Annotated in this window: 25 protein-coding genes; 20 read left to right on the top strand and 5 right to left on the bottom strand. The window is 25.4% G+C overall.

The window, feature by feature from the left end; genetic code table 4:
* Positions 1–33 precede the first annotated feature (33 nt).
* Entirely contained in the window at positions 34–879 is an 846-nt protein-coding gene (locus ACFEL4_RS04965; protein WP_375316805.1) for a hypothetical protein, read from the bottom strand.
* Between ACFEL4_RS04965 and ACFEL4_RS04960 the strand changes: the two genes are divergently transcribed.
* On the top strand, positions 879–1,700 hold the full coding sequence (locus tag ACFEL4_RS04960; RefSeq protein WP_375316797.1) for an IS1595 family transposase: 822 nt from the start codon (positions 879–881) through the stop codon (positions 1,698–1,700). The two genes, ACFEL4_RS04965 and ACFEL4_RS04960, sit on opposite strands and share 1 nt — an antisense overlap.
* Here the strand turns inward: ACFEL4_RS04960 and ACFEL4_RS04955 are convergent.
* Positions 1,697–1,867 carry a hypothetical protein gene (locus ACFEL4_RS04955; RefSeq protein ID WP_375316804.1) on the bottom strand — a complete coding sequence of 57 codons (171 nt, stop codon included), beginning with the start codon at positions 1,865–1,867 and terminating at the stop codon, positions 1,697–1,699. The two genes, ACFEL4_RS04960 and ACFEL4_RS04955, sit on opposite strands and share 4 nt — an antisense overlap.
* A gap of 78 nt (positions 1,868–1,945) precedes the next feature.
* Positions 1,946–3,043, bottom strand: coding sequence for an Mbov_0401 family ICE element transposase-like protein (locus tag ACFEL4_RS04950; RefSeq protein ID WP_375316803.1), 1,098 nt, complete (start codon positions 3,041–3,043; stop codon positions 1,946–1,948).
* Positions 3,044–3,787: 744 nt separating this feature from the next.
* On the opposite strand from ACFEL4_RS04950, the gene ACFEL4_RS04945 reads away from it, so the two are divergent.
* The 5 genes from ACFEL4_RS04945 (at position 3,788) to ACFEL4_RS04925 (ending at position 8,016) form a co-directional block, all read left to right on the top strand.
* Positions 3,788–4,177, top strand: coding sequence for a terminase small subunit (locus ACFEL4_RS04945; RefSeq protein WP_375316802.1), 390 nt, complete (start codon positions 3,788–3,790; stop codon positions 4,175–4,177).
* A complete protein-coding gene (locus ACFEL4_RS04940) occupies positions 4,171–5,529 on the top strand; it encodes a phage terminase large subunit (RefSeq protein ID WP_375316801.1) in 1,359 nt (452 codons plus the stop codon). Before ACFEL4_RS04945 ends, ACFEL4_RS04940 begins: the two co-directional genes overlap by 7 nt.
* Positions 5,530–5,532: 3 nt before the next feature.
* Positions 5,533–6,009: a hypothetical protein gene (locus tag ACFEL4_RS04935; protein ID WP_375316800.1), complete on the top strand. Its 477-nt coding sequence runs from the start codon at positions 5,533–5,535 to the stop codon at positions 6,007–6,009.
* Between the two features lie 181 nt (positions 6,010–6,190).
* Positions 6,191–6,895: a hypothetical protein gene (locus ACFEL4_RS04930; RefSeq protein ID WP_375316799.1), complete on the top strand. Its 705-nt coding sequence runs from the start codon at positions 6,191–6,193 to the stop codon at positions 6,893–6,895.
* 152 nt (positions 6,896–7,047) lie between these two features.
* Complete coding sequence (locus ACFEL4_RS04925) at positions 7,048–8,016, top strand: hypothetical protein (protein WP_375316798.1); 969 nt, start codon at positions 7,048–7,050, stop codon at positions 8,014–8,016.
* Here ACFEL4_RS04925 and ACFEL4_RS04920 read toward each other — a convergent pair.
* Positions 8,013–8,834: an IS1595 family transposase gene (locus ACFEL4_RS04920; protein WP_375316797.1), complete on the bottom strand. Its 822-nt coding sequence runs from the start codon at positions 8,832–8,834 to the stop codon at positions 8,013–8,015. The two genes, ACFEL4_RS04925 and ACFEL4_RS04920, sit on opposite strands and share 4 nt — an antisense overlap.
* Here ACFEL4_RS04920 and ACFEL4_RS04915 point away from each other — a divergent pair.
* The 8 genes from ACFEL4_RS04915 (at position 8,834) to ACFEL4_RS04880 (ending at position 14,361) form a co-directional block, all read left to right on the top strand.
* Positions 8,834–9,007: a hypothetical protein gene (locus tag ACFEL4_RS04915; protein WP_375316796.1), complete on the top strand. Its 174-nt coding sequence runs from the start codon at positions 8,834–8,836 to the stop codon at positions 9,005–9,007. The genes ACFEL4_RS04920 and ACFEL4_RS04915 overlap by 1 nt on opposite strands.
* Before the next feature lie 18 nt (positions 9,008–9,025).
* On the top strand, positions 9,026–9,469 hold the full coding sequence (locus ACFEL4_RS04910; RefSeq protein ID WP_375316795.1) for a hypothetical protein: 444 nt from the start codon (positions 9,026–9,028) through the stop codon (positions 9,467–9,469).
* A gap of 4 nt (positions 9,470–9,473) precedes the next feature.
* Positions 9,474–10,106: a hypothetical protein gene (locus ACFEL4_RS04905; protein WP_375316794.1), complete on the top strand. Its 633-nt coding sequence runs from the start codon at positions 9,474–9,476 to the stop codon at positions 10,104–10,106.
* Positions 10,107–10,492: 386 nt separating this feature from the next.
* A complete protein-coding gene (locus ACFEL4_RS04900; RefSeq protein ID WP_375316793.1) occupies positions 10,493–10,663 on the top strand; it encodes a hypothetical protein in 171 nt (56 codons plus the stop codon).
* Positions 10,664–10,668: 5 nt separating this feature from the next.
* Positions 10,669–11,403 (top strand): hypothetical protein, encoded by a 735-nt coding sequence (locus tag ACFEL4_RS04895; RefSeq protein WP_375316792.1) that lies wholly within the window; start codon positions 10,669–10,671, stop codon positions 11,401–11,403.
* Between the two features lie 31 nt (positions 11,404–11,434).
* Positions 11,435–13,546, top strand: coding sequence for a hypothetical protein (locus ACFEL4_RS04890; RefSeq protein ID WP_375316791.1), 2,112 nt, complete (start codon positions 11,435–11,437; stop codon positions 13,544–13,546).
* Positions 13,547–13,602: 56 nt separating this feature from the next.
* Positions 13,603–14,034: a hypothetical protein gene (locus tag ACFEL4_RS04885; RefSeq protein ID WP_375316790.1), complete on the top strand. Its 432-nt coding sequence runs from the start codon at positions 13,603–13,605 to the stop codon at positions 14,032–14,034.
* Positions 14,035–14,136: 102 nt separating this feature from the next.
* Positions 14,137–14,361: a hypothetical protein gene (locus tag ACFEL4_RS04880; protein ID WP_375316789.1), complete on the top strand. Its 225-nt coding sequence runs from the start codon at positions 14,137–14,139 to the stop codon at positions 14,359–14,361.
* 90 nt (positions 14,362–14,451) lie between these two features.
* On the opposite strand, the gene ACFEL4_RS04875 is transcribed toward ACFEL4_RS04880, so the two are convergent.
* Positions 14,452–15,054, bottom strand: a complete 603-nt coding sequence (locus ACFEL4_RS04875) for an FMN-dependent NADH-azoreductase (RefSeq protein ID WP_375316788.1) — start codon at positions 15,052–15,054, stop codon at positions 14,452–14,454.
* A 244-nt stretch (positions 15,055–15,298) separates the two neighbouring features.
* On the opposite strand from ACFEL4_RS04875, the gene ACFEL4_RS04870 reads away from it, so the two are divergent.
* The 6 genes from ACFEL4_RS04870 to ACFEL4_RS04845 all read left to right on the top strand — a co-directional run bounded on the left by ACFEL4_RS04870 (position 15,299) and on the right by ACFEL4_RS04845 (position 20,254).
* A complete protein-coding gene (locus ACFEL4_RS04870) occupies positions 15,299–15,586 on the top strand; it encodes a hypothetical protein (protein WP_375316787.1) in 288 nt (95 codons plus the stop codon).
* Between the two features lie 51 nt (positions 15,587–15,637).
* The gene (locus tag ACFEL4_RS04865) at positions 15,638–16,459 is read left to right on the top strand and encodes an IS1595 family transposase (RefSeq protein WP_375316786.1); all 822 of its coding nucleotides are present in this window, start codon (positions 15,638–15,640) and stop codon (positions 16,457–16,459) included.
* A gap of 101 nt (positions 16,460–16,560) precedes the next feature.
* The gene (locus tag ACFEL4_RS04860) at positions 16,561–17,529 is read left to right on the top strand and encodes an ankyrin repeat domain-containing protein (protein WP_375316785.1); all 969 of its coding nucleotides are present in this window, start codon (positions 16,561–16,563) and stop codon (positions 17,527–17,529) included.
* A gap of 136 nt (positions 17,530–17,665) precedes the next feature.
* Positions 17,666–19,387 carry a phosphoenolpyruvate--protein phosphotransferase gene (gene ptsP, locus ACFEL4_RS04855; protein WP_375318365.1) on the top strand — a complete coding sequence of 574 codons (1,722 nt, stop codon included), beginning with the start codon at positions 17,666–17,668 and terminating at the stop codon, positions 19,385–19,387.
* Between the two features lie 7 nt (positions 19,388–19,394).
* Positions 19,395–19,676 (top strand): hypothetical protein, encoded by a 282-nt coding sequence (locus ACFEL4_RS04850; protein ID WP_375318336.1) that lies wholly within the window; start codon positions 19,395–19,397, stop codon positions 19,674–19,676.
* A gap of 59 nt (positions 19,677–19,735) precedes the next feature.
* Positions 19,736–20,254 (top strand): PTS sugar transporter subunit IIA, encoded by a 519-nt coding sequence (locus ACFEL4_RS04845; protein ID WP_375318335.1) that lies wholly within the window; start codon positions 19,736–19,738, stop codon positions 20,252–20,254.
* Positions 20,255–20,277: the final 23 nt, after the last annotated feature.

The raw sequence follows: 20,277 nt of genomic DNA, 5'->3' as shown, positions 1-20,277 counted from the left end.
AATTGGTTTATCTAATTCAATAATAATTACCACCTACTTTCATGTTTTATATTTACTTTTATTTTTATAAATAGAAATGCCAATATTTTTATTTAAATTATTAGTTTTATGAAAAGTTAAATATTCTTTTCTTTCTACTCTTCATGCTCTACTACCTAATTCAGTTTTTGGTAAAGTTTTAAATTCTTTAAGTTTAAAAAATCCACGTTCTAATCTATTAATAAATGCAGTTGTTTTTAATACATTAATATTCGTTGATTTAAGCACATTATAACGTTGTTTACCTTTACTAATACATTTCTGTTCTTTAAGTTGTTTCTTAACATATTTACGTATCTGTGAAGGTAAAAAACTCCTTAAAAAATATCTTCAAAATATTGTTCCAGCACCACTACCATTTTTACCTTTTTGTACTTTTATTAAGTTTCAAGTTTCTTCACTTACATTAGGATAGGTATATGGTCCATATCAACGTTTATTTTTACTTGTATCACTTTGTATTAATACTTGTAATAAACCTAATTTTAATGATTTATTAGATTTATAAAAATTACCTTTTTTTAATCATGAACTAGATAATACTACTCAACCTTTTTCATCTTTATTATTAGTTTCTTCTATATCTTTATCATTTAAATCTTTAGTATCTTTAGTTTTATTATCTTTAAATAATTTATTTAATTCAGTTTTTAAAGTAGTTAATTCATTAGGTTTTAATATAGATAATAATTTTTTCGCAATATTTGGATTAAAAGTTGAATATGGTTGGTCAAGTTCTTCTTCACTAACATTTTCACTATCTAAAACTGCTTTTAATCCTGTATCTTTACTATAATTTTTTAACGGACTTCTCCCCACATGTACTTGTGGAGGAAACAATGAAATTGAATGAGTTCAATAATACTTTTCAAACTGAAAAACAATGTCTTGCATATATAGCAAGTTTGAAACAAAGCAAATGTATTAGGTGTTCTAGTTTTAATTTGAATACTTCTAATTTAAGAAAAATGAGATGTTTGAAATGTCATCAAACATTCAGTATTCTCACGGGCACTATATTTTCAAAGTCACAAACACCTTTAATATCTTGGTTTTATCTCATCTTTAGATGAATAAACACCAAACATGGAATTCCATCAACTGATGTTGCAAAAGAATTGGGAGTGACCTTGAAAACAGCTTGAAGAATGGGTCATAAAATCCGAAGTGCCATTGCTAAACAAGAACCTCAATTCATTGTTGAGGGCATAGTGCAAATGGATGAAATGTATCTTTCACATATGGGTTTTAAAAAACAAGGAAGATCCTTGTTGAACAAAACCTTGATTGTTGGTATTTATGAAAAAACAACCAACAATCTGATTGTGAAAGTATTGAAAAACGCAAACAGTAAAAATCTTTTGCAGTTTGCAATAAACCACATTTCTTCAAAGTGTGATGTACATACTGATTCTTGAAAAGGATATCGCGATTTGAAATCGGTTTTCACTAAGCATGAAACAGTTAACCATCAAGATGGCTATGTTTCAAAAACTGGTGTAAATACCAACCAAATTGAGTCAGTATGAAAACATATACGAAGAACATTTAAAACACATATCAAAGTTGCAAAACATCATATTCATTTATATGCAAAAGAAGCTGCATATAAATTCAATAACATACCTAGTTTTGAAACTGTAATGCTATGTTTAATTTAAAAATGTGGGGAGAAGTCCGTAGATAGGCTTTTCTCAGCATTTATGTGATAAAATTTAAAAATAGTACATAAAGGGAGAAAAGCCTTTTTTAATAAACTAACAATTAATACACGAATATCATCACTTGCTAATGCTGAGTATATAAGTCTAATAATTAAAGGTAACATTATAAACTCATGTGATTATAATCTCAATTTAATGAATGATTATCTAAAATTACATCACTCATATTACTACCGTATTGACTACTTATTAAGCAATGTTGGATAAGCATATATTTTTGCACCTTTTGTTTGAGATTTAACTAAATGTTGAATATCACTTTCAGCACTACAGCCAATATTTCAACTAGCAGGTTGATTAATAATACCTTCTTTATTATTTACAAAAGTCTTTAAAGTATCTTTATTAATATTAGTTTCAATCAAAAATGCTATTAATTCATCATATTGACCTTTACAAAAATATTTTCAAGCAATTAAAAAGTTTTTTAAATTTTCGGGATTAACTTTATTTTTTCTTTTATCAGGTTTATATGCAGTTCATAAAAAATAAAAAGCATGATATTTATCAAATACATAATAAGCACCTAAATATTTTGCTAAATTATATATTCATTTCGCACCATCACCAGATACTACTAATTTAGCAGTTTCAAATTCAAAATATTTTTTTAATCCATTTCAAGTAAAATCAACTGTCGGATTTGCTTGTAAATAATATTCTTTATTACTATATTTATAATCACCCATAAAAGTATATATTTTATATAATAACTTATTTCTATTTTTACCTATTTGTTTTTTACCAGTATTATAACTAATACTACGAATTTTTTGCATTTCTCTTTTATTATTTTTATTTCACACTGGAACAAAACAATCATCAGCATTAATATAAATAAATTCATTATTTTTTACTTTAAATTTTTGTTCTGGTAATTTTTCTTCAATTTTTGCATTTTTATAAATTTTACTAATTGTTACTTTTGAAACATAAGTATATTTTAAAATATCTTGTATATCTTGATAATGTTTTTTTCTGCCAAGATATGATGCTATCTCTTGTTTTAAATCTTTAATAATTCTTGCACGTTTTTCAATATTAAATTCTTCATCAGTAAAATAACGATATCTTTTTTCTATTTTATCTCAATATACTCTTCTATTAAAAGTTGCAAATCCAATTTCAATATTTATTGTTCTATTACATTTTTTAGCAACTTTATATCTATCTTTATCTCTAGTTTGAAAAAAATATTCATCTCAATTTTCGACTTTTTTAACAAATTTTGTTATACTATTATTGATTTCAATTGCTTGAAATTCTTTAAAACTAAACATTTTTCAACATCTTTCTATTTATTTTTAACTCCTAGCATTTTATCAAATTTATTAATTTATTGTTGAAAAAATTTTAAGTTTAAAGAACGATTGAAATAACTAGCAAATCTATTGCAACGTTTAAAGATAACTTTAATTAGTTATCTTTTCTTTTTTAATAAAATAATGTACAATTAAATCAAAAATAGAAAAGAGAATAAAAATGATAGAGCAATGGTTAACAGATATAATAGTACTTTCAGTTATATTTGGAATAATATTTTTAATTTTAATTACATGTAAAGGTCATGATTTATGTCATAAAGAAAAAAAATTGGTATATTATTTTTATTTATATCATTAAATTTTTTTGGTTTATTTTGAGCATGTAAAATATATAAAAAACAACACCCAGAATTTAAATTTTGAAATAGTTTTGGAAATAAGTTTAAGAAAATGTTTAAATTTAAAAAAAGAAATAAAAAAATAGCACAATAAATGCTATTTTTTGACTATTTGTCACAATTAATAAATAAGACTGCTTTATTAAAGTTCCTAGTCGTCATTTATTTTTGTCTTCTGCAAGGGAAAATTCTAACCCTTAATTATAATTTTGTGATATAATATAATTATAAAAATTAAATAAAATATATATGAACTATTTAATAAAGTTTTATAAGTTTTACTACCCAAGTCTAACTTAAAAGTTATATTAAGTATATCATAAATTTTTGTATTTTAAAACAAAATTAAGGAGATTTTTATGTGCAAAATGAAAAATTAAGAACAATTTTTAATGATGCTAAAGTATTAAAACTAGAATTAGTAAATTATTTTACTCATTGTGAAACTAATAAAGAAATTCCTACAAAATTAGGTATGTTAATTTATTTAGATATAACTGAAAGTACTATTAGAAATTGAAAACAAAAGAAAAGAAATACTTTTTTACAACAAATTAATTGAGCGCATTCTCAAATTGAACATTTAAATTTACAAAGATATTTAACTTCAAATGCAAATACTTCATCATGATATTTAGAGAGAGCATATGTTAATAAATATCATTTATCTACAAAAATTGATATAAAAAATAGTGATAATGTCGCCCCTATAGCAATTAGTTTAGAAAATAAAGGTAAAAATAAATGTTAAGTAATTTTGGTTATTTATTAGATATTGCTAAAAGAATGTATTTAAAACAATCTTTAAATATTACTAAAATTAAACAATTAGGTTCACGTAAATCAGGTAAAACATTTAGTGATATTGAATTCTTAGGTATTTTATTAATGTTAGATAATATTAAAATACATGCTTATTTAATTCGTAATATGTCAAAACAATTAAATGATAGTTGACAAGAATTAAAACAAATTATTAAAGCAACATATCCAACAATTAATTTTATTATTAGTGAAACTAAAAAAACTATTGAATTTAATGGTAGTAAAATAACTTGTAAATATTTACATGCACAAGATAATAGTAATGTTAAATTAACTGGTTTAGCCAGTAATTATTTATATGATTATGTAATTATATGAAGTGATGAAAGATATGAAATTACTGAAAATGATTATCAAGATTTAAAAGATGCTATTCGTGGTGCAAATCAATTATTAGAAATTGAAAGTTGTAATCCTTGAAGTATTCTTAATGAATTTATTAAAAAAACTATAAATTCATGCCCTCAAAATGAAAAACAAATAATGAATGAATATGAACAATTTACTATTATTGATAATACTATTTATCATTATCAAAATTGAAAACTTAATAGTTACTTAAAAGATAGTGATAAACAACAATTATTAGAAATAGAAAAATTAGACCCTATTAGTGCAAGAGTTAGAAGTCATGGTTTAGTAGGTTATGAATCTGGTGGTATATATTCACATCTTATTCATAAAGTTAGTAGATTATTACAACCAAGTTATAGATTTAGTGCAGGTTTAGATTATGGTTTTAAAGATGATGCTATGGCATGTGTATTATTAGGATTTGATTATGATTTTAAATTTGTAAATATTATTGATTGTTTAAAAATAGAAAATAAATTAGTACGTTATGATAATAAACAATTAGCAAAATTAGTAGTTGAATTTTATATTAAATTAGCAAAAGATTATAACTTATTATATGAATATGGTTTAACTGTATATTGTGATTTTAGTAATTATACTTTTATTGAAATGTTAAATGATACAGCAATTAAATATAAAGTTCATACATGGCTTTATTTTAAAGATTGTGTGAAATTAAGACTTGAGTTTAGAATTGGTAAAAACATTGCTTTAATGGCAACAGAACGCTTAAATATAAATATAAAATTAAATGCACAATTATTATTAGATGAATTTAGACTTGCTGTTTGAGACCCTAAAAGTATTAAGCAAATACCATTAGCAGGTAATGACCATTTACGTGATGCATTTGATTATGCTATTGAACCATATATTAGAAATTTAAGTGCAAATATAAATCCTTATTTTGAAAGGAAATAACATATGAGTAATACAGAAATATTAACATCAAAGTGATGTATGCTTAATTTAACAGAAATGATTGCTAATCATGCTTCTAAATTACTGTGAGGTAATGGGTATACTTTAACAAGTGAAGATGAAGAATATAAAAGAGCAATTGAAAAATTAAAAGAATGAAATAATTTAGATTCATTATTTTATCAAGATTGTCATATTAAATCTGCTTATGGTTATAGTATTACTCAAATTGATAAAACTAAAACTGGAATAATATCTTTAAATTTTGCTCAACCATATGCTCAATCAAGAGTAGCAAGAGTATTAGAAACTGAATATAGTGCAAGTACATGGTCAATATTACAATATGATGACCAAAGTATATATGTTAAAACAACATATACTCAAAATCAAATCATAAGATATTTTACTAGTGATACAGTTACTTTAGATGGTTTACAAGAAAAAATAAGTAAAGATTTACAATTACCATTAATTTAGTATTGCTTTATGGGGTAGAGATATTGACCATAATCCTGATAATATTAAACAACATAAATTTCAACAATTTCCAACTAAACTATTATTTCCATGACAATATCAATGTTCAACATATGACCCTATAAGTTTTCAAGCATTACCTGAAACAAATTATATATTAACTGTTCAAGGTCAATCAGTTATGGATAGTTATCAAGATTGACAAAAAGTAATTGCTCCAAATTATGATGATGGAGCGCTTAAACATTATGAAGGACATTTAAAAACTAATGTCAATAAAACTAAAAATACTAATAAAGTTGATGTTTCTAAAAGATTAGTAAATTATTGAGATGATAACTTTTTAAATAGTGCAGAAATTGAAGATTATAATTATGCAACAGCAGGTAATCCTTATTTTCAATATTATAATAAAAATACTAAAAAATTTATTGGCAATACTCATTATAATATGAATAATAATAAATTTAAACAATTAAATACTATTAATGCAATGCATTATTTTATATATAATCCTTTAAACGAAATACCTTTAACAGAACGAGAAACAATTAAAATTAATCTTAATACTATACCAATATTTGGGTCATTTATGAATGCTTTTGTGGGTGGTTTAGATATTGGTGCTAAATTATCAAGTAATTTATTAATACCACAATTTCCTTATATTAATGGTTTAATATCTGCTGAATTATATAGTTTTTATACAACTTTACTTTATAGTTCACAAAGTACTAATCCTGCATTAATTCCATTAGATGTATTTAGAAATGATACACCAGATACTATTCAATCAGTATTAGGTACAGCAAGTCATATGACATCATTTACATTTAATTTAACCGATAAAATGACAATGGCAAGGTTTGAAATAGTCAATCATTAATCTCTAATATTGACCAAGAAACAGTTAATTTAGGGCAAATAGAACCTATAAATAAAAATTTAATTAATTTACTTCCAATAGCAGATGTTGACAAACCTTTATTACAAGCACCAGATTTTACAAATAAAAATATAGTAAAATGAGCAATTGATATGATTGATATTAAAGTAGTTGGTAAAAGTAATTTTAAAATAACATTTTATTCAATGCCTGATAATAGAAATGGTGCTGTTAATGATAATTTTGCAATTTGAAGTGGTACTTATCAAACAGTAGGTAAAGCAAGTAATAATAGTAGATTAATTCAAAATACATTTTTATTAGCAAATAATACTTTTAAATTTGATACACCTTTTAATTTTCCACAAGCAATACAACCACCACCATTAATTGAAAGAGCGCACCCAATATTTCTTGATTTAAGCGACCAAAGTAAATATGGGATTGTTAATAATATTCAACCAAGTCATTTTGTTAGTTCAAGTGATGATGTATTTGAAATGAGACCAACTATTATTGAAAATGAAGAAATGGGAAAATTTTACAATAAAATTTCAATAAATGTAAAATCATATGGATATGATAATATTGATAAATTCAAAGAAGATTATGAAAGTATGACATTATCTTTTAATTTTACAATTTCAACAAATATGAATGTTCAATCAGCAGGAAATAATTTTACAAATAATAAAAATTGATTTACACCAATTAGTATTAAATTAAGTGAATTAGGTAGTATTAAACCAAAAAAATGAAGTGCTTTTTTTGCAGTTTTTATGAATGATAATAAATATAATAATAACTCAGGAAATCATAATGATGAATATAATGGGTGAATATTTAATGTAAATAATAAATATAGTGGTGCTGTCCCACCATTACCTAATCAAATTGCTTCTTTAACTCATTCAGAAAGATTAAATGACAATTATGTTAATGATTTATTATGAACAAATGATAGTCCCAGTAGTGGGGCTAAAATATATTCATCAGTTTGATTTAAAATAATGGCATTCAATGAAAAAAATAAGGCTTTTCTCCCTTTATGTACTATTTTTAAATTTTATCACATAAATGCTGAGAAAAGCCTATCTACGGACTTCTCCTCACATTTTTAAATTAAACATAGCATTACAGTTTCAAAACTAGGTATGTTATTGAATTTATATGCAGCTTCTTTGGCATATAAATGAATATGATGTTTTGCAACTTTGATATGTGTTTTAAATGTTCTTCGTATATGTTTTCATACTGACTCAATTTGGTTGGTATTTACACCAGTTTTTGAAACATAGCCATCTTGATGGTTAACTGTTTCATGCTTAGTGAAAACCGATTTCAAATCGCGATATCCTTTTCAAGAATCAGTATGTACATCACACTTTGAAGAAATGTGGTTTATTGCAAACTGCAAAAGATTTTTACTGTTTGCGTTTTTCAATACTTTCACAATCAGATTGTTGGTTGTTTTTTCATAAATACCAACAATCAAGGTTTTGTTCAACAAGGATCTTCCTTGTTTTTTAAAACCCATATGTGAAAGATACATTTCATCCATTTGCACTATGCCCTCAACAATGAATTGAGGTTCTTGTTTAGCAATGGCACTTCGGATTTTATGACCCATTCTTCAAGCTGTTTTCAAGGTCACTCCCAATTCTTTTGCAACATCAGTTGATGGAATTCCATGTTTGGTGTTTATTCATCTAAAGATGAGATAAAACCAAGATATTAAAGGTGTTTGTGACTTTGAAAATATAGTGCCCGTGAGAATACTGAATGTTTGATGACATTTCAAACATCTCATTTTTCTTAAATTAGAAGTATTCAAATTAAAACTAGAACACCTAATACATTTGCTTTGTTTCAAACTTGCTATATATGCAAGACATTGTTTTTCAGTTTGAAAAGTATTATTGAACTCATTCAATTTCATTGTTTCCTCCACAAGTACATGTGGGGAGAAGTCCGAAAAATAATTTAATTAATATTGAATATCAATTTATATCAACTTTTGAATTGATAAGTAAAGGAAGTTCAACTATTTATTCTGCTAATTGAAATTTACAAACTAAGTCATTGGTAATTAATCCAAAAAGTTCAACATAGAAAGGTGGTGATGAATTTATGTTAAATGAAAATGAAAAGAAAGAAGGTATAGATATGGAAGAAGAAACAAAAAAAGAACAAGAAGAAATTCAGAAACTTAAAGAAGAAAAACCTGAAGTAATTGAAGAAACTAAAGAACCAACTTTAGAAGATAAATATAAAGAATTAGAAATAAAGTATAAAGAATTATTTAAAGAAAAAACTGATAAAGATAGAGAAATACGACATACAGAAAGTTATAAAAAATATGATTTATCGCAAGAAAATATTAATTTATTAAAAAAATATCTTGGTGATAAAGAAGATATTGATGAAGAATTATCAAATTTAAATAAAGATTTTCCACATTTATTTAATAAAACTAAAGATACAAATATTAGTAATTCTTTAAATGTTAAAGATAAATTTAAAGAAGATACATCAAATGAAATTGAAACAAATAAATTAGGAATGGTAGGTTAAAAATATGGCAATTATTACAACACAATCAACAACAATTAAAGATGCTAGTACTGTTAGTGGCAAAGCAGATTTAAGTGTTAAATATATTAAAAATTTAAAAGTATTATTATCAAAAAGAGTATCATTAATTAATGCTACAACCGAAAATAGAGAACAATTAGATTCAGGTACTGCTATTTATAATGTTACAAAACGTAATATTACAGATGATTATTCATCAGGTGCAGGTGCAAATGATGTAACAGCAATTAGAACTGTACAAATTCTTTTAGATAAAAGTAAACAAATTGAATTTGAATATGAAACATTAGACATGAAAAGATATGGTGCAAAATTTGAAGAAGGTGCTATTACTATTGCTGATAGTTATGTTAGTGGCTGAATTGATGGAAAAGCAAAATCAGTAGAGATATATTTAGTTGCTAAATTATTAGCATTAGGAGTTAAAACAGCAAAAGAGAATGGCATTATTAATATTGCTTTACCAAGTAATCCAAAAATAGATGATTATAGAATGTTATTATGATTAAAAATATCAAATACATTAGCAACATTAAAAGCACGTATTAATGATGAATATATTGGTACAGATGAAGAAGATTATACTTTATGAGTATCTAGTTTTTTAAACCATTAGTATTATTAGCAACAACTACATTAGGTAGTGATAGTGCAAGTCAAGCATTAAAAGATGGTAAAATTGTAGAAATTGGTGGTATTAAAATTGTAGAATGTCCATGATTAGGTAGAAATTATCCAACAGGAGTAATTGATAAAAAAGAAGGATTTAATTTTTTAGGCTGTGATGCTGTATTAGTACATAAAGAAGCATTAGCATTTCCATTTAATCGTGGTCAAGATAATACTTTTATTTTACAAACTAATGGTAATGTTAGAAATTATCATAAATTTTTAGTAAGTGAAGGGAAAGCATTAAGACCAGATTTAGTTAAAGGATTTACAGTTACTTCAAGTATTGATATTGCAACAGCAATTGAATTTACTAATTTAGGAAAAATTGATATGGCTGGAGCAACACCAACTGCAGATGAAGTAGAAAAAGCAGTTATTACTAAAAATCCAAATTATGTTAAAGGTAATACTAATTATTCTAATTTAACAGTAACAAGTGCTAATGTAGAAGGTAAAACTTTATATGATGGTTTTTTACAAGTAACATTTACAAAGAAGTAATTTAAATGCCTATTATCTTACTTTTAAGAATAATATTAGAAACTGCTGTTAGTGATGTACAAACTGCTGAATATATAGAAAAACTTAAAAAAAATAGTTCATTATTTAATGCTTTTTTAAAAAATCCAGCCGGAATATTAAAAAATCAATTAATGTCAAAAGTATTAGGACATGGGAAATCACAAAAAGAATTAACTGAATTTCAACAAGGTTTACAAAAATTAACAAATTTACCAGTAATTCATAAAAAAATAATGACACATATTACTAATAATAATATTGCTAAATTACAACATATTCAAAAACAATATTTAAATGGTAAGTTATTAATGGATAAAGGTAAAGAAATAATAATGAATTCTTTAACACAAGAAGATTATAACAGTATGATTGGAGTTTATGTAAATCTTTCAAGTTCTGCTCTTGCTGGTGGTATATGAACACCAGTAGTACAACAACAATCTAGTACTTATGGTATTGCTACATTAACATATAGAACTAATTTAAGTAAATCATATGATTATTTTATGATATCAAAAGAAATGTGAATTGATATGTGTAAAGCAACTGGTGCTTATGGTACTGGGGCTAATTCAGTACTGATAAGACAATATTATCATGGTGGATTAGATAAAGAAGATAAAGAATACTTAGCACGTAGAAATTCTAAAAATATAGGTAAAAAAGTAATTCAACAAAAGAAATATAAATCAGTTATTGGTGTAGTTAATAAATCATAAGCAGTACAAGGATATGAAAGGTATAAAGATTATGGAAAACAAAAATAATTGAAATGTAAATTTAAATTATATTATTAAAGATGATTTAAAAACTATATATGGTTTTATTCCAGATGCAGACCAAACTACAACTGATACTAATAAAACTGATTTAACAGTAATGGCAATTGCTATTAGTAGTGAAAGAATTAATACAATTACTGGTAATCAAATTGAATTAACAGAATTTAAAAATCTTAATGAAACTCAAAAACAATTAGTTAAAAGAGCAACAGCAAGATTAACTATTCATTATTTAACTGATGGAATGGGGTTTTTCAGAAGTTCTGTATATATTAGTGGTAATGGTTTATCAAGTAGTATTAGTCCACCAAGTGAACCAGATTACGTTTTAATGGAAGTATATAATTTATTACAACAAGCAAATTTACATACACCAAGAAAAGCAATATCTAGTAATATATCATGTAATAAAGATAATTTTAATACACCTAGTATTTTTGATGAAAGTGATACAAGAGTAATTACTTGAGATTCTGGAAATAAAACATTTTTACGAAAACAAGGAATTATTGCTGGTACTGGTATAACAATTCAAGATGTTAGTGATACTATACCTAAATTAAAAATTAATAGTACTGGTGGTGGTAATTTACCTGAATTTAAAAGTCCAAAAGAAACTATTGATATTACTTATGATAAAGAAACTCATATAGTTAATAGTGATGTAAGTGATAAAATTGAAGAAAGAATATTTACTAATAAATATAATCGTGATATTTCACAAATATTAAATGATATTACTAATCAAAATGTTTTATGAAAACATATTGATTATAGATATGTTAGTGAAGTAGACAAACCACATTGAGCATTTAATTTTGAACAATATACTACTGCTACTTTATTACCTAAAAAATATGCAGATGATAAATTACAAAATAAGTTAATTGCTGGTACTAATATAACTATTGATAAAGATAATAAAATTAGTGCTACTGGTGGTAAAACTGATTTAACTGATTATTATAAAAAAGAAGAAACTAATGAACTATTAGATAAAAAACAAGATAAAACTGATAATGCATTAATAACAACAGATAAAACTATTACTGGTGCTATTAATGAAGTTAAAAATGTTAATGATACACAAGATTTACATATTAGTCAAATTAAGACTGAAGTAACTAATGTACAAGGTGTTTTAGTTTTAAAACAAGATAAATTAACAGCTGGTACTAATATAACTATTAAAGATAATGTTATTAGTGCTACTGGTGGTAGTTCAGTTGATGAAAATAGAATATTTAATAATAAAAATGATAAAGATAATACAACAAGATTAGTTAATGATATTATTAAAACTAATGTTGGTGGTAAAACTTTAATTTATAGAAATAATCCAGTTATAACTGATGATTTAGATATTCCAAATAAAAAATATGTTGATGAAAGAATAAAATCTTTAAATGTTATTAAATGAAAAAATATTGGTATAAAAGAAAGTAACATTAAAATTAATTATGATTTTAAAGTAAATACTTTATATAGAGTTGGTTATTGTTGAAAAAATGTAGAAAAAAGTCCAATTATATATATGCAATTTTTATGACAAGGTGAAGGTGCTGTATTAGCTAGTTTTTTTAAAGGAATTAGTGGTAAAAGAATTACTGAATCTTATGTTGATTTAGTAGTTATTTCAAATGCTATTGCAATGGATAGATTTAATGATGATGAAGGTAAAATATATTCATTAGAAGAAGAATTAAAAGAAAATACTTATAAAATCACTAGTAATACATTAGATATTACTTCACCAAGTATAATTAATATAGATAAACCAATTAAAATTAATTCAAAAAGTTTAGAAACTAATGAAATAGAAGACAATTGTTGAGATATTGAATTAAAAGATAATCCAACACCAAATCCTAATCCTAATCCAAGTATTCCAAAATGAAAAGAAGTAGGAACAAGGATAACAAAAAACCAAATTAATTATAAATTTTTTTCCGGGAAAAAATATAGAGTTACTTATATATGGGATGGAGATACGCAACCTATTGCTTATTCTATAAGTAAAGAATTTAATAAATTATGGCTTTTCTCCCTTTATGTACTATTTTTAAATTTTATCACATAAATGCTGAGAAAAGCCATTACTAATTCTAATTTTTAGGAGCAGTTTCAAAAAATGTTATGACAGGAAGGGAATTATGAGTTAATGGTGCTGGTAAACAAGGTGGTATTTCTGATCCTGGTTTTAATAGTAAATCAGAAGTAATTAGTTCTTTAAAAAATAATAAAGATACTGGCATGAATTATTATAATCAAACTTTTGAAACGTATTTAAATTCATGACAATTTAAATCTTTAATTTCTGTTAATGATTTACCAAATGTTAGCTTAGCATCACAGTATCACATTAATGATTGAAATTATGATAACTTAACTTTATTGCCAGTTACTATTCCAACAGTAATTGTAGAAAATCAAAGCAGAGTGGCAAAAATTGATGATGTTGCTAATAAATATGCTACTATTTTTATGAACAATGGACTTTTGAAAGATAAGTTGTTTATAGGTGATAACAATTCTTTTACATTAACAATGAATAAAACTGATTTTTAAAATTATAAAAATGACGGTAAAACTTTTGGTAATGTTATTGATTATGCTAATGATAAAATTAAAAAATATGCTCTTAACCAGGGTATTTTAGACCCTAATGACTTGTTTCAAACTTATAATAAATATGCTGGTACAGAAAAGGCTGATATACAATTTACTAATCAAATTTTAAATCAACATTTGAAAAGTGCAAATAGTTTTATTATTGAAATAAACAATAATTTATTCCGCTTTGATTTAGAAATTAATGGTTATAACTATGGAATGTTTAGTAGAAATAATATTACTATTAAACAAGGTGATAATGATTCAATTTGACCTGCTTAATCCTAAATTCTATAAAGTTTTAACATTAATAAATGAAATGGAGCTACTAAGAAAACCCTTAGTAACTCCATTTTAAGAAAAGTCTTTATTCTAGAATTCTTTAGCAGCAGATTTAATTTTAGTATCATATTTATCAATTAATTGTTCAGGTGTTAAATCACCTTCTGGCTTAACTTTTGTTCCTGCTACTAATATCGGTTCTACTACTTTTGCCCCAACAAAGTTTCAAGTGCCACGTAAATATTCAGTATGATTTCCTCAAGGATATCAACCAAAGGGTGCACCTTGTGTTGTTAAGATTTGTACTTTTAAGTTATCTAATAAACCAATGGCGTCACCCTTTTTTTGATATTTATAAGAGAAAGTTTTGTTAGCTACTAGAATATGATCTAAGTATATTTTGCCAATAGGACTAATATTAAAATTAATCATCGGTGAAACAAAAATTACTTTTTGGACACTTTTTAATTGGTTAATATAAAAATCTGAGTCAGTCTCATTGAAATATTCATTAAAGTTATGAGTATTAATATTTTTTTTACTCATATCTATTTCATTTAAATCTAATTCAATAATTTCGTCTTCTTGATGAAATTCACGATAATATTTAACAAAACGATTAACTAGTGCTGTTGAATATGATTTTTCTTTGGTAATTGGTGATGATTTGATTACTAATACTTTGTTTGACATTATTTTTCGTTACCTCCTAATATTTTTATAATTATGATTCTATCATTTTTAATAGTTTTGTTTGTATTTAATAAAAATCGCTAAAACATGTCTAATATGAAATTTCAAGATATTTTATTTTCAAATTTTCTCCCACACATGTATGCAAAAATAACAAATAAATATCAATGAATTCTTGGGTATTGCTTGATATTTATGTGATACAACCTTAATTATATATAGGATTAAAAAAAGGAGCAAGGAAATGGAAGAGAAATATTCAATAAATTCTAAAAATATTATTAAAAAAAGAAATGATTTTATAGAAACTTTAGTAAAAGAAAAACTATCTGTTAATTTAGCACATTTAGAAATGAGTAGGGCATCAAAAGAAAATCAAAAAATTGTAAGTGTTTGCTTAGAATTTCAAGAAGAATATGTAGCAACTATTAATGATAGTAATGAAAAACTAGCAGTTGCCAACAATATCAGTAAAACTAAGATTATTTTGGGATTTTATGATTTTTTTTACTACTTTCAAAAAAGCTGCTAGCACTAAAAAAGCATTACGGACTTCTCCCCACATGTACTTGTGGAGGAAACAATGAAATTGAATGAGTTCAATAATACTTTTCAAACTGAAAAACAATGTCTTGCATATATAGCAAGTTTGAAACAAAGCAAATGTATTAGGTGTTCTAGTTTTAATTTGAATACTTCTAATTTAAGAAAAATGAGATGTTTGAAATGTCATCAAACATTCAGTATTCTCACGGGCACTATATTTTCAAAGTCACAAACACCTTTAATATCTTGGTTTTATCTCATCTTTAGATGAATAAACACCAAACATGGAATTCCATCAACTGATGTTGCAAAAGAATTGGGAGTGACCTTGAAAACAGCTTGAAGAATGGGTCATAAAATCCGAAGTGCCATTGCTAAACAAGAACCTCAATTCATTGTTGAGGGCATAGTGCAAATGGATGAAATGTATCTTTCACATATGGGTTTTAAAAAACAAGGAAGATCCTTGTTGAACAAAACCTTGATTGTTGGTATTTATGAACAAACAACCAACAATCTGATTGTGAAAGTATTGAAAAACGCAAACAGTAAAAATCTTTTGCAGTTTGCAATAAACCACATTTCTTCAAAGTGTGATGTACATACTGATTCTTGAAAAGGATATCGCGATTTGAAATCGGTTTTCACTAAGCATGAAACAGTTAACCATCAAGATGGCTATGTTTCAAAAACTGGTGTAAATACCAACCAAATTGAGTCAGTATGAAAACATATACGAAGAACATTTAAAACACATATCAAAGTTGCAAAACATCATATTCATTTATATGCAAAAGAAGCTGCATATAAATTCAATAACATACCTAGTTTTGAAACTGTAATGCTATGTTTAATTTAAAAATGTGGGGAGAAGTCCGTAGATAGGCTTTTCTCAGCATTTATGTGATAAAATTTAAAAATAGTACATAAAGGGAGAAAAGCCTTTTTTTATTAATTGATATGAATATTAAAGTTGGTAAAAATACTAATCAGCTTCGTAAACAATTTACTACTCAAATTAATAAAATGATTTATAAAATAATTTCACTAAATAAAAAATATCATTATTTAAAAATTGAAATGGAAAGTTTTAAAGAGATTTCATTAATCAAATTATTTTATGAGATTGGTGTTGATTTTAACCAATTAATTAATCATGTTATTGCTGAAAAGAATAAAGAAATAAAATATTCACCATTACATTCAGCAGCAAACAGTGGAAATTATGAATTAGTAAGAGCAATTTTATCATGAGGAGTTGATATTAATGTTGTTGATGGATTAGGAGCTAATGCTTTGTTTATTGCTGCTTATCAGGAAAATATTGCCATAGTAAAATATTTATTAGCAAATGGTGCTAATATTAACATTTTAGCTGATGATGTTAGTACTATTGAAATGCTGATTGAGAAAAATAATCATGAAATACTACAGTTATTAACTGATAGTGGTGCTGACGTTAATATTAGAGATAAAAACTATAAAGTGCCTCTTTATATAGCTATTGAAACTAATAACATTAAACTTATTCAATTATTAATTGATAATGGTGCTGATATTACTAATAATAATGCTTTGCTATTAGTCATTACTGCAATGATAAGCACGCCAACTGTTTTAAAACTACTATTGAATAATGGTGTTGATTTAAACATTAGCAGTGATTTAGATAATGATGTATCATTATTGCATACTGTTGTTACTTATAAGAAAAATAATTTTATTAAGTTACTTATTGAAAAAGTAATGAATATTAATAGTAAAGATAATAAATTTGGACATACTCCATTGCATACTGCAATTGTTAATAACAACAAAGAAGTTGCTGAAATATTATCAACACTTGGTGCTAATGTTTATATTAAAGATAGTAAAGGTCAAACCCCATTTTATTTAACACAAAAAAAAGAAAAACTTTGACTTTATTAAGAATGTTAAAAACTAATTTACTATTTAACTATGATATTTATCACAAATAAATAATTTTTTTCACCAATTATAGGAAATATTCATTATAATTTAAATAGATGTTAAACAAATACAAAGAATATAAGGAGTGAATTGAATGCTAAAATTAAAAGGCATTGGCGCTAGTAACGGTATCGCTGTAGCTAAAGCTTTAGTTTTAAAACATGAAGTAATTAAAACTAGTGATAAAAAGGTTAGTGAAAAAGAATTAGCTAATGAAATTAAAAAATTTCATGACGCTTTAGAAGCTGCTGGTAAAGAAATTAAAGTTTTAATTCAAGAAACAACATTAAAGATGGGTGAAGAAAAATCTGCTGTTTTTGAAGCTCATCTTAGTGTCACAACCGACCCTGAACTAGTAGAAGGCGTAGAGGAACTAATTAAATCAGAAATGTTAAATGCAGCACGTGCTACTGAAATTGTTGCTAATAAAACTATTACTACTTTACAAGGAATGGATGATGACTATTTCCGTGAACGTGTTGGGGATGTCATTGATGTTCGTGATCGTATTTTAAGAAAAATCTTAAATATTAAAACTATCGATTTAACAAACATTAAAGAAGAAATAATTATTGTTAGTCATGATTTAACTCCATCAGAAACTAGTCAGTTAAATCCAAAATTTGTCAAAGGATTCTTATGCGATATTGGTGGTAGAACATCACATGCAGCCATTATGGCACGTAGTATTGGCATTCCTGCTGTTCTTGGTTTACAAGATGTGACTATTAAAATCAAAGATAATCAAATTTGTGCTTTAGATGGTAGTGAAGGAACCGTTGAAATTAATTTGGACGGTAGTGAAAAAGCGAAATGGGTTGCTAAACAAACATCATGAGTTAAATTGCAAGCAGAATTACTAGTATTTAAAGGCCAAAAAACTATAACTAAAGATAATCATGAAGTGAAATTAGAAGCTAATATTGGTTCACCAAAAGATATGGATAAAGTATTAGAATTTGATGCGCAAGGTGTAGGATTATTTAGAACTGAATTTTTATACATGGAAAGTAAAGATTTCCCTACGGAAGATTTCCAATTTGAACAATATAAAGCCGTATTGGAAAAAACAAAAAATAAAATTGTTATTAGAACTTTAGATATTGGTGGTGATAAAGAATTATCTTATCTAGATTTACCAAAAGAAATGAATCCATTCCTTGGTTATCGTGCTATTCGTTTATGTTTAGATCGTAAAGATATTTTTAAAACCCAATTACGTGCTTTATTGCGTGCCTCTGTCTTTGGTAAATTAGCTATTATGTTTCCAATGATTGCCACAGTTAAAGAGTTCAAAGCAGCCAAGGCATTAACTTTAGAATGTAAAGATGAATTAAAAAAAGCTAAGATTGCTGTTAGCGATGATATTAAAATTGGAATGATGATTGAAATTCCGGTTGCTGCTATTAATGCTGAAACATTCGCTAAATACGCTGATTTCTTTTCAATTGGTACAAATGATTTAATTCAATATAGTATTGCAGCTGACCGTATGTCAGAAAAAGTATCATATTTGTACCAACCATATCACCCTGCTATTTTACGTTTAATTAAAATGACAATTGATGGTGGTCATAAATATAATTGTCCTGTTGCCATGTGTGGTGAAATGGCTGGTGACCAAATTGCTGTCCCATTATTAGTAGGATTAGGGTTAGACGAATTTTCAATGTCAGCATCTAGTGTTTTAGAAACAAGAAAGATTATTAGTACTTTAAATAAAAAGGATATGGAACAATTAGTTGCCAAAGCCTTAGAATGTGAAACGAACGATGAAGTTAAATCATTAGTTGAAAAAATGTTAAAAACAAAATAAAAAGGATATGTATAAAATGTATTGAAATTTTCAAGCAGTAGAAACACCTCAAACTACAACAACTGTTGGATTTATTGTGTGAATAACTTCATCAGTAGTGCTAGGAATGATTTTTTTAGGGATTCATTTATGATGAAGTAAACGACCAAATAATCAAAAGTATTTGAAGATTAGCAAAGAAGAAGGTATTTTAGTATTCATTAAACGTAAAATTTTTTTAATGATTGCCTTTATGTTTTTAGTTTCGTTAATAAGTTCCATTATGGCATTAATTAGTTGGTTAAATTAATAAAAGTTATGCTAGAATTATAAAGTATACATATATTGTAATTAAAGAGGAGAATAAAAATGCGAAAATGATTTTCAAAAAATACGGGTCAAAGTAAGAAATTAGAAATTTATGCCCCAGTTTCTGGAAAAATTATTAATCTTAGTGAAGTGCAAGATCCTGTTTTTTCCCAAGAAATGTTAGGAACTGGTTTTGCCATTATTCCTCATTATAAAGAAAAAGCAGGAATTAGTTTTGTTGCACCATTTAGTGGAGTTTTAGCAACTGTTTTCAGTACAGGTCATGCCTATGGTATTAAAGATGATACTACTGGTATTGAATGTTTAGTTCATATTGGCATTGATACAGTTGAATTAGCAGGTAAAGGTTTTGACATTAAAGTTAAGCAAGGCAATAGAATTAATCAAAATGATGTTATGGTGATTGCAAATTTACAAGAAATCAAAGAAAAAGGTAAAAAAGAAGTTGTTACACCAATTTTATTTACTACTGAAACAATGTTAGACTATAAAGTTAATGTGTTAGTTAAAGGTGAAGTAACACAAGGACAATTAATTGCTGAGATTGTTAAAAAATAATAATTTTATAAAGAATAAATGCA

Origin of the sequence: Spiroplasma endosymbiont of Virgichneumon dumeticola, from assembly GCF_964264745.1 — a bacterium.
In the GTDB taxonomy this organism is placed as follows: domain Bacteria; phylum Bacillota_I; class Bacilli_A; order Mycoplasmatales; family VBWQ01; genus Spiroplasma_E.
Note: the sequence above shows the minus strand (reverse complement) of the source record. Positions and strands in the feature narration are given on the sequence as shown.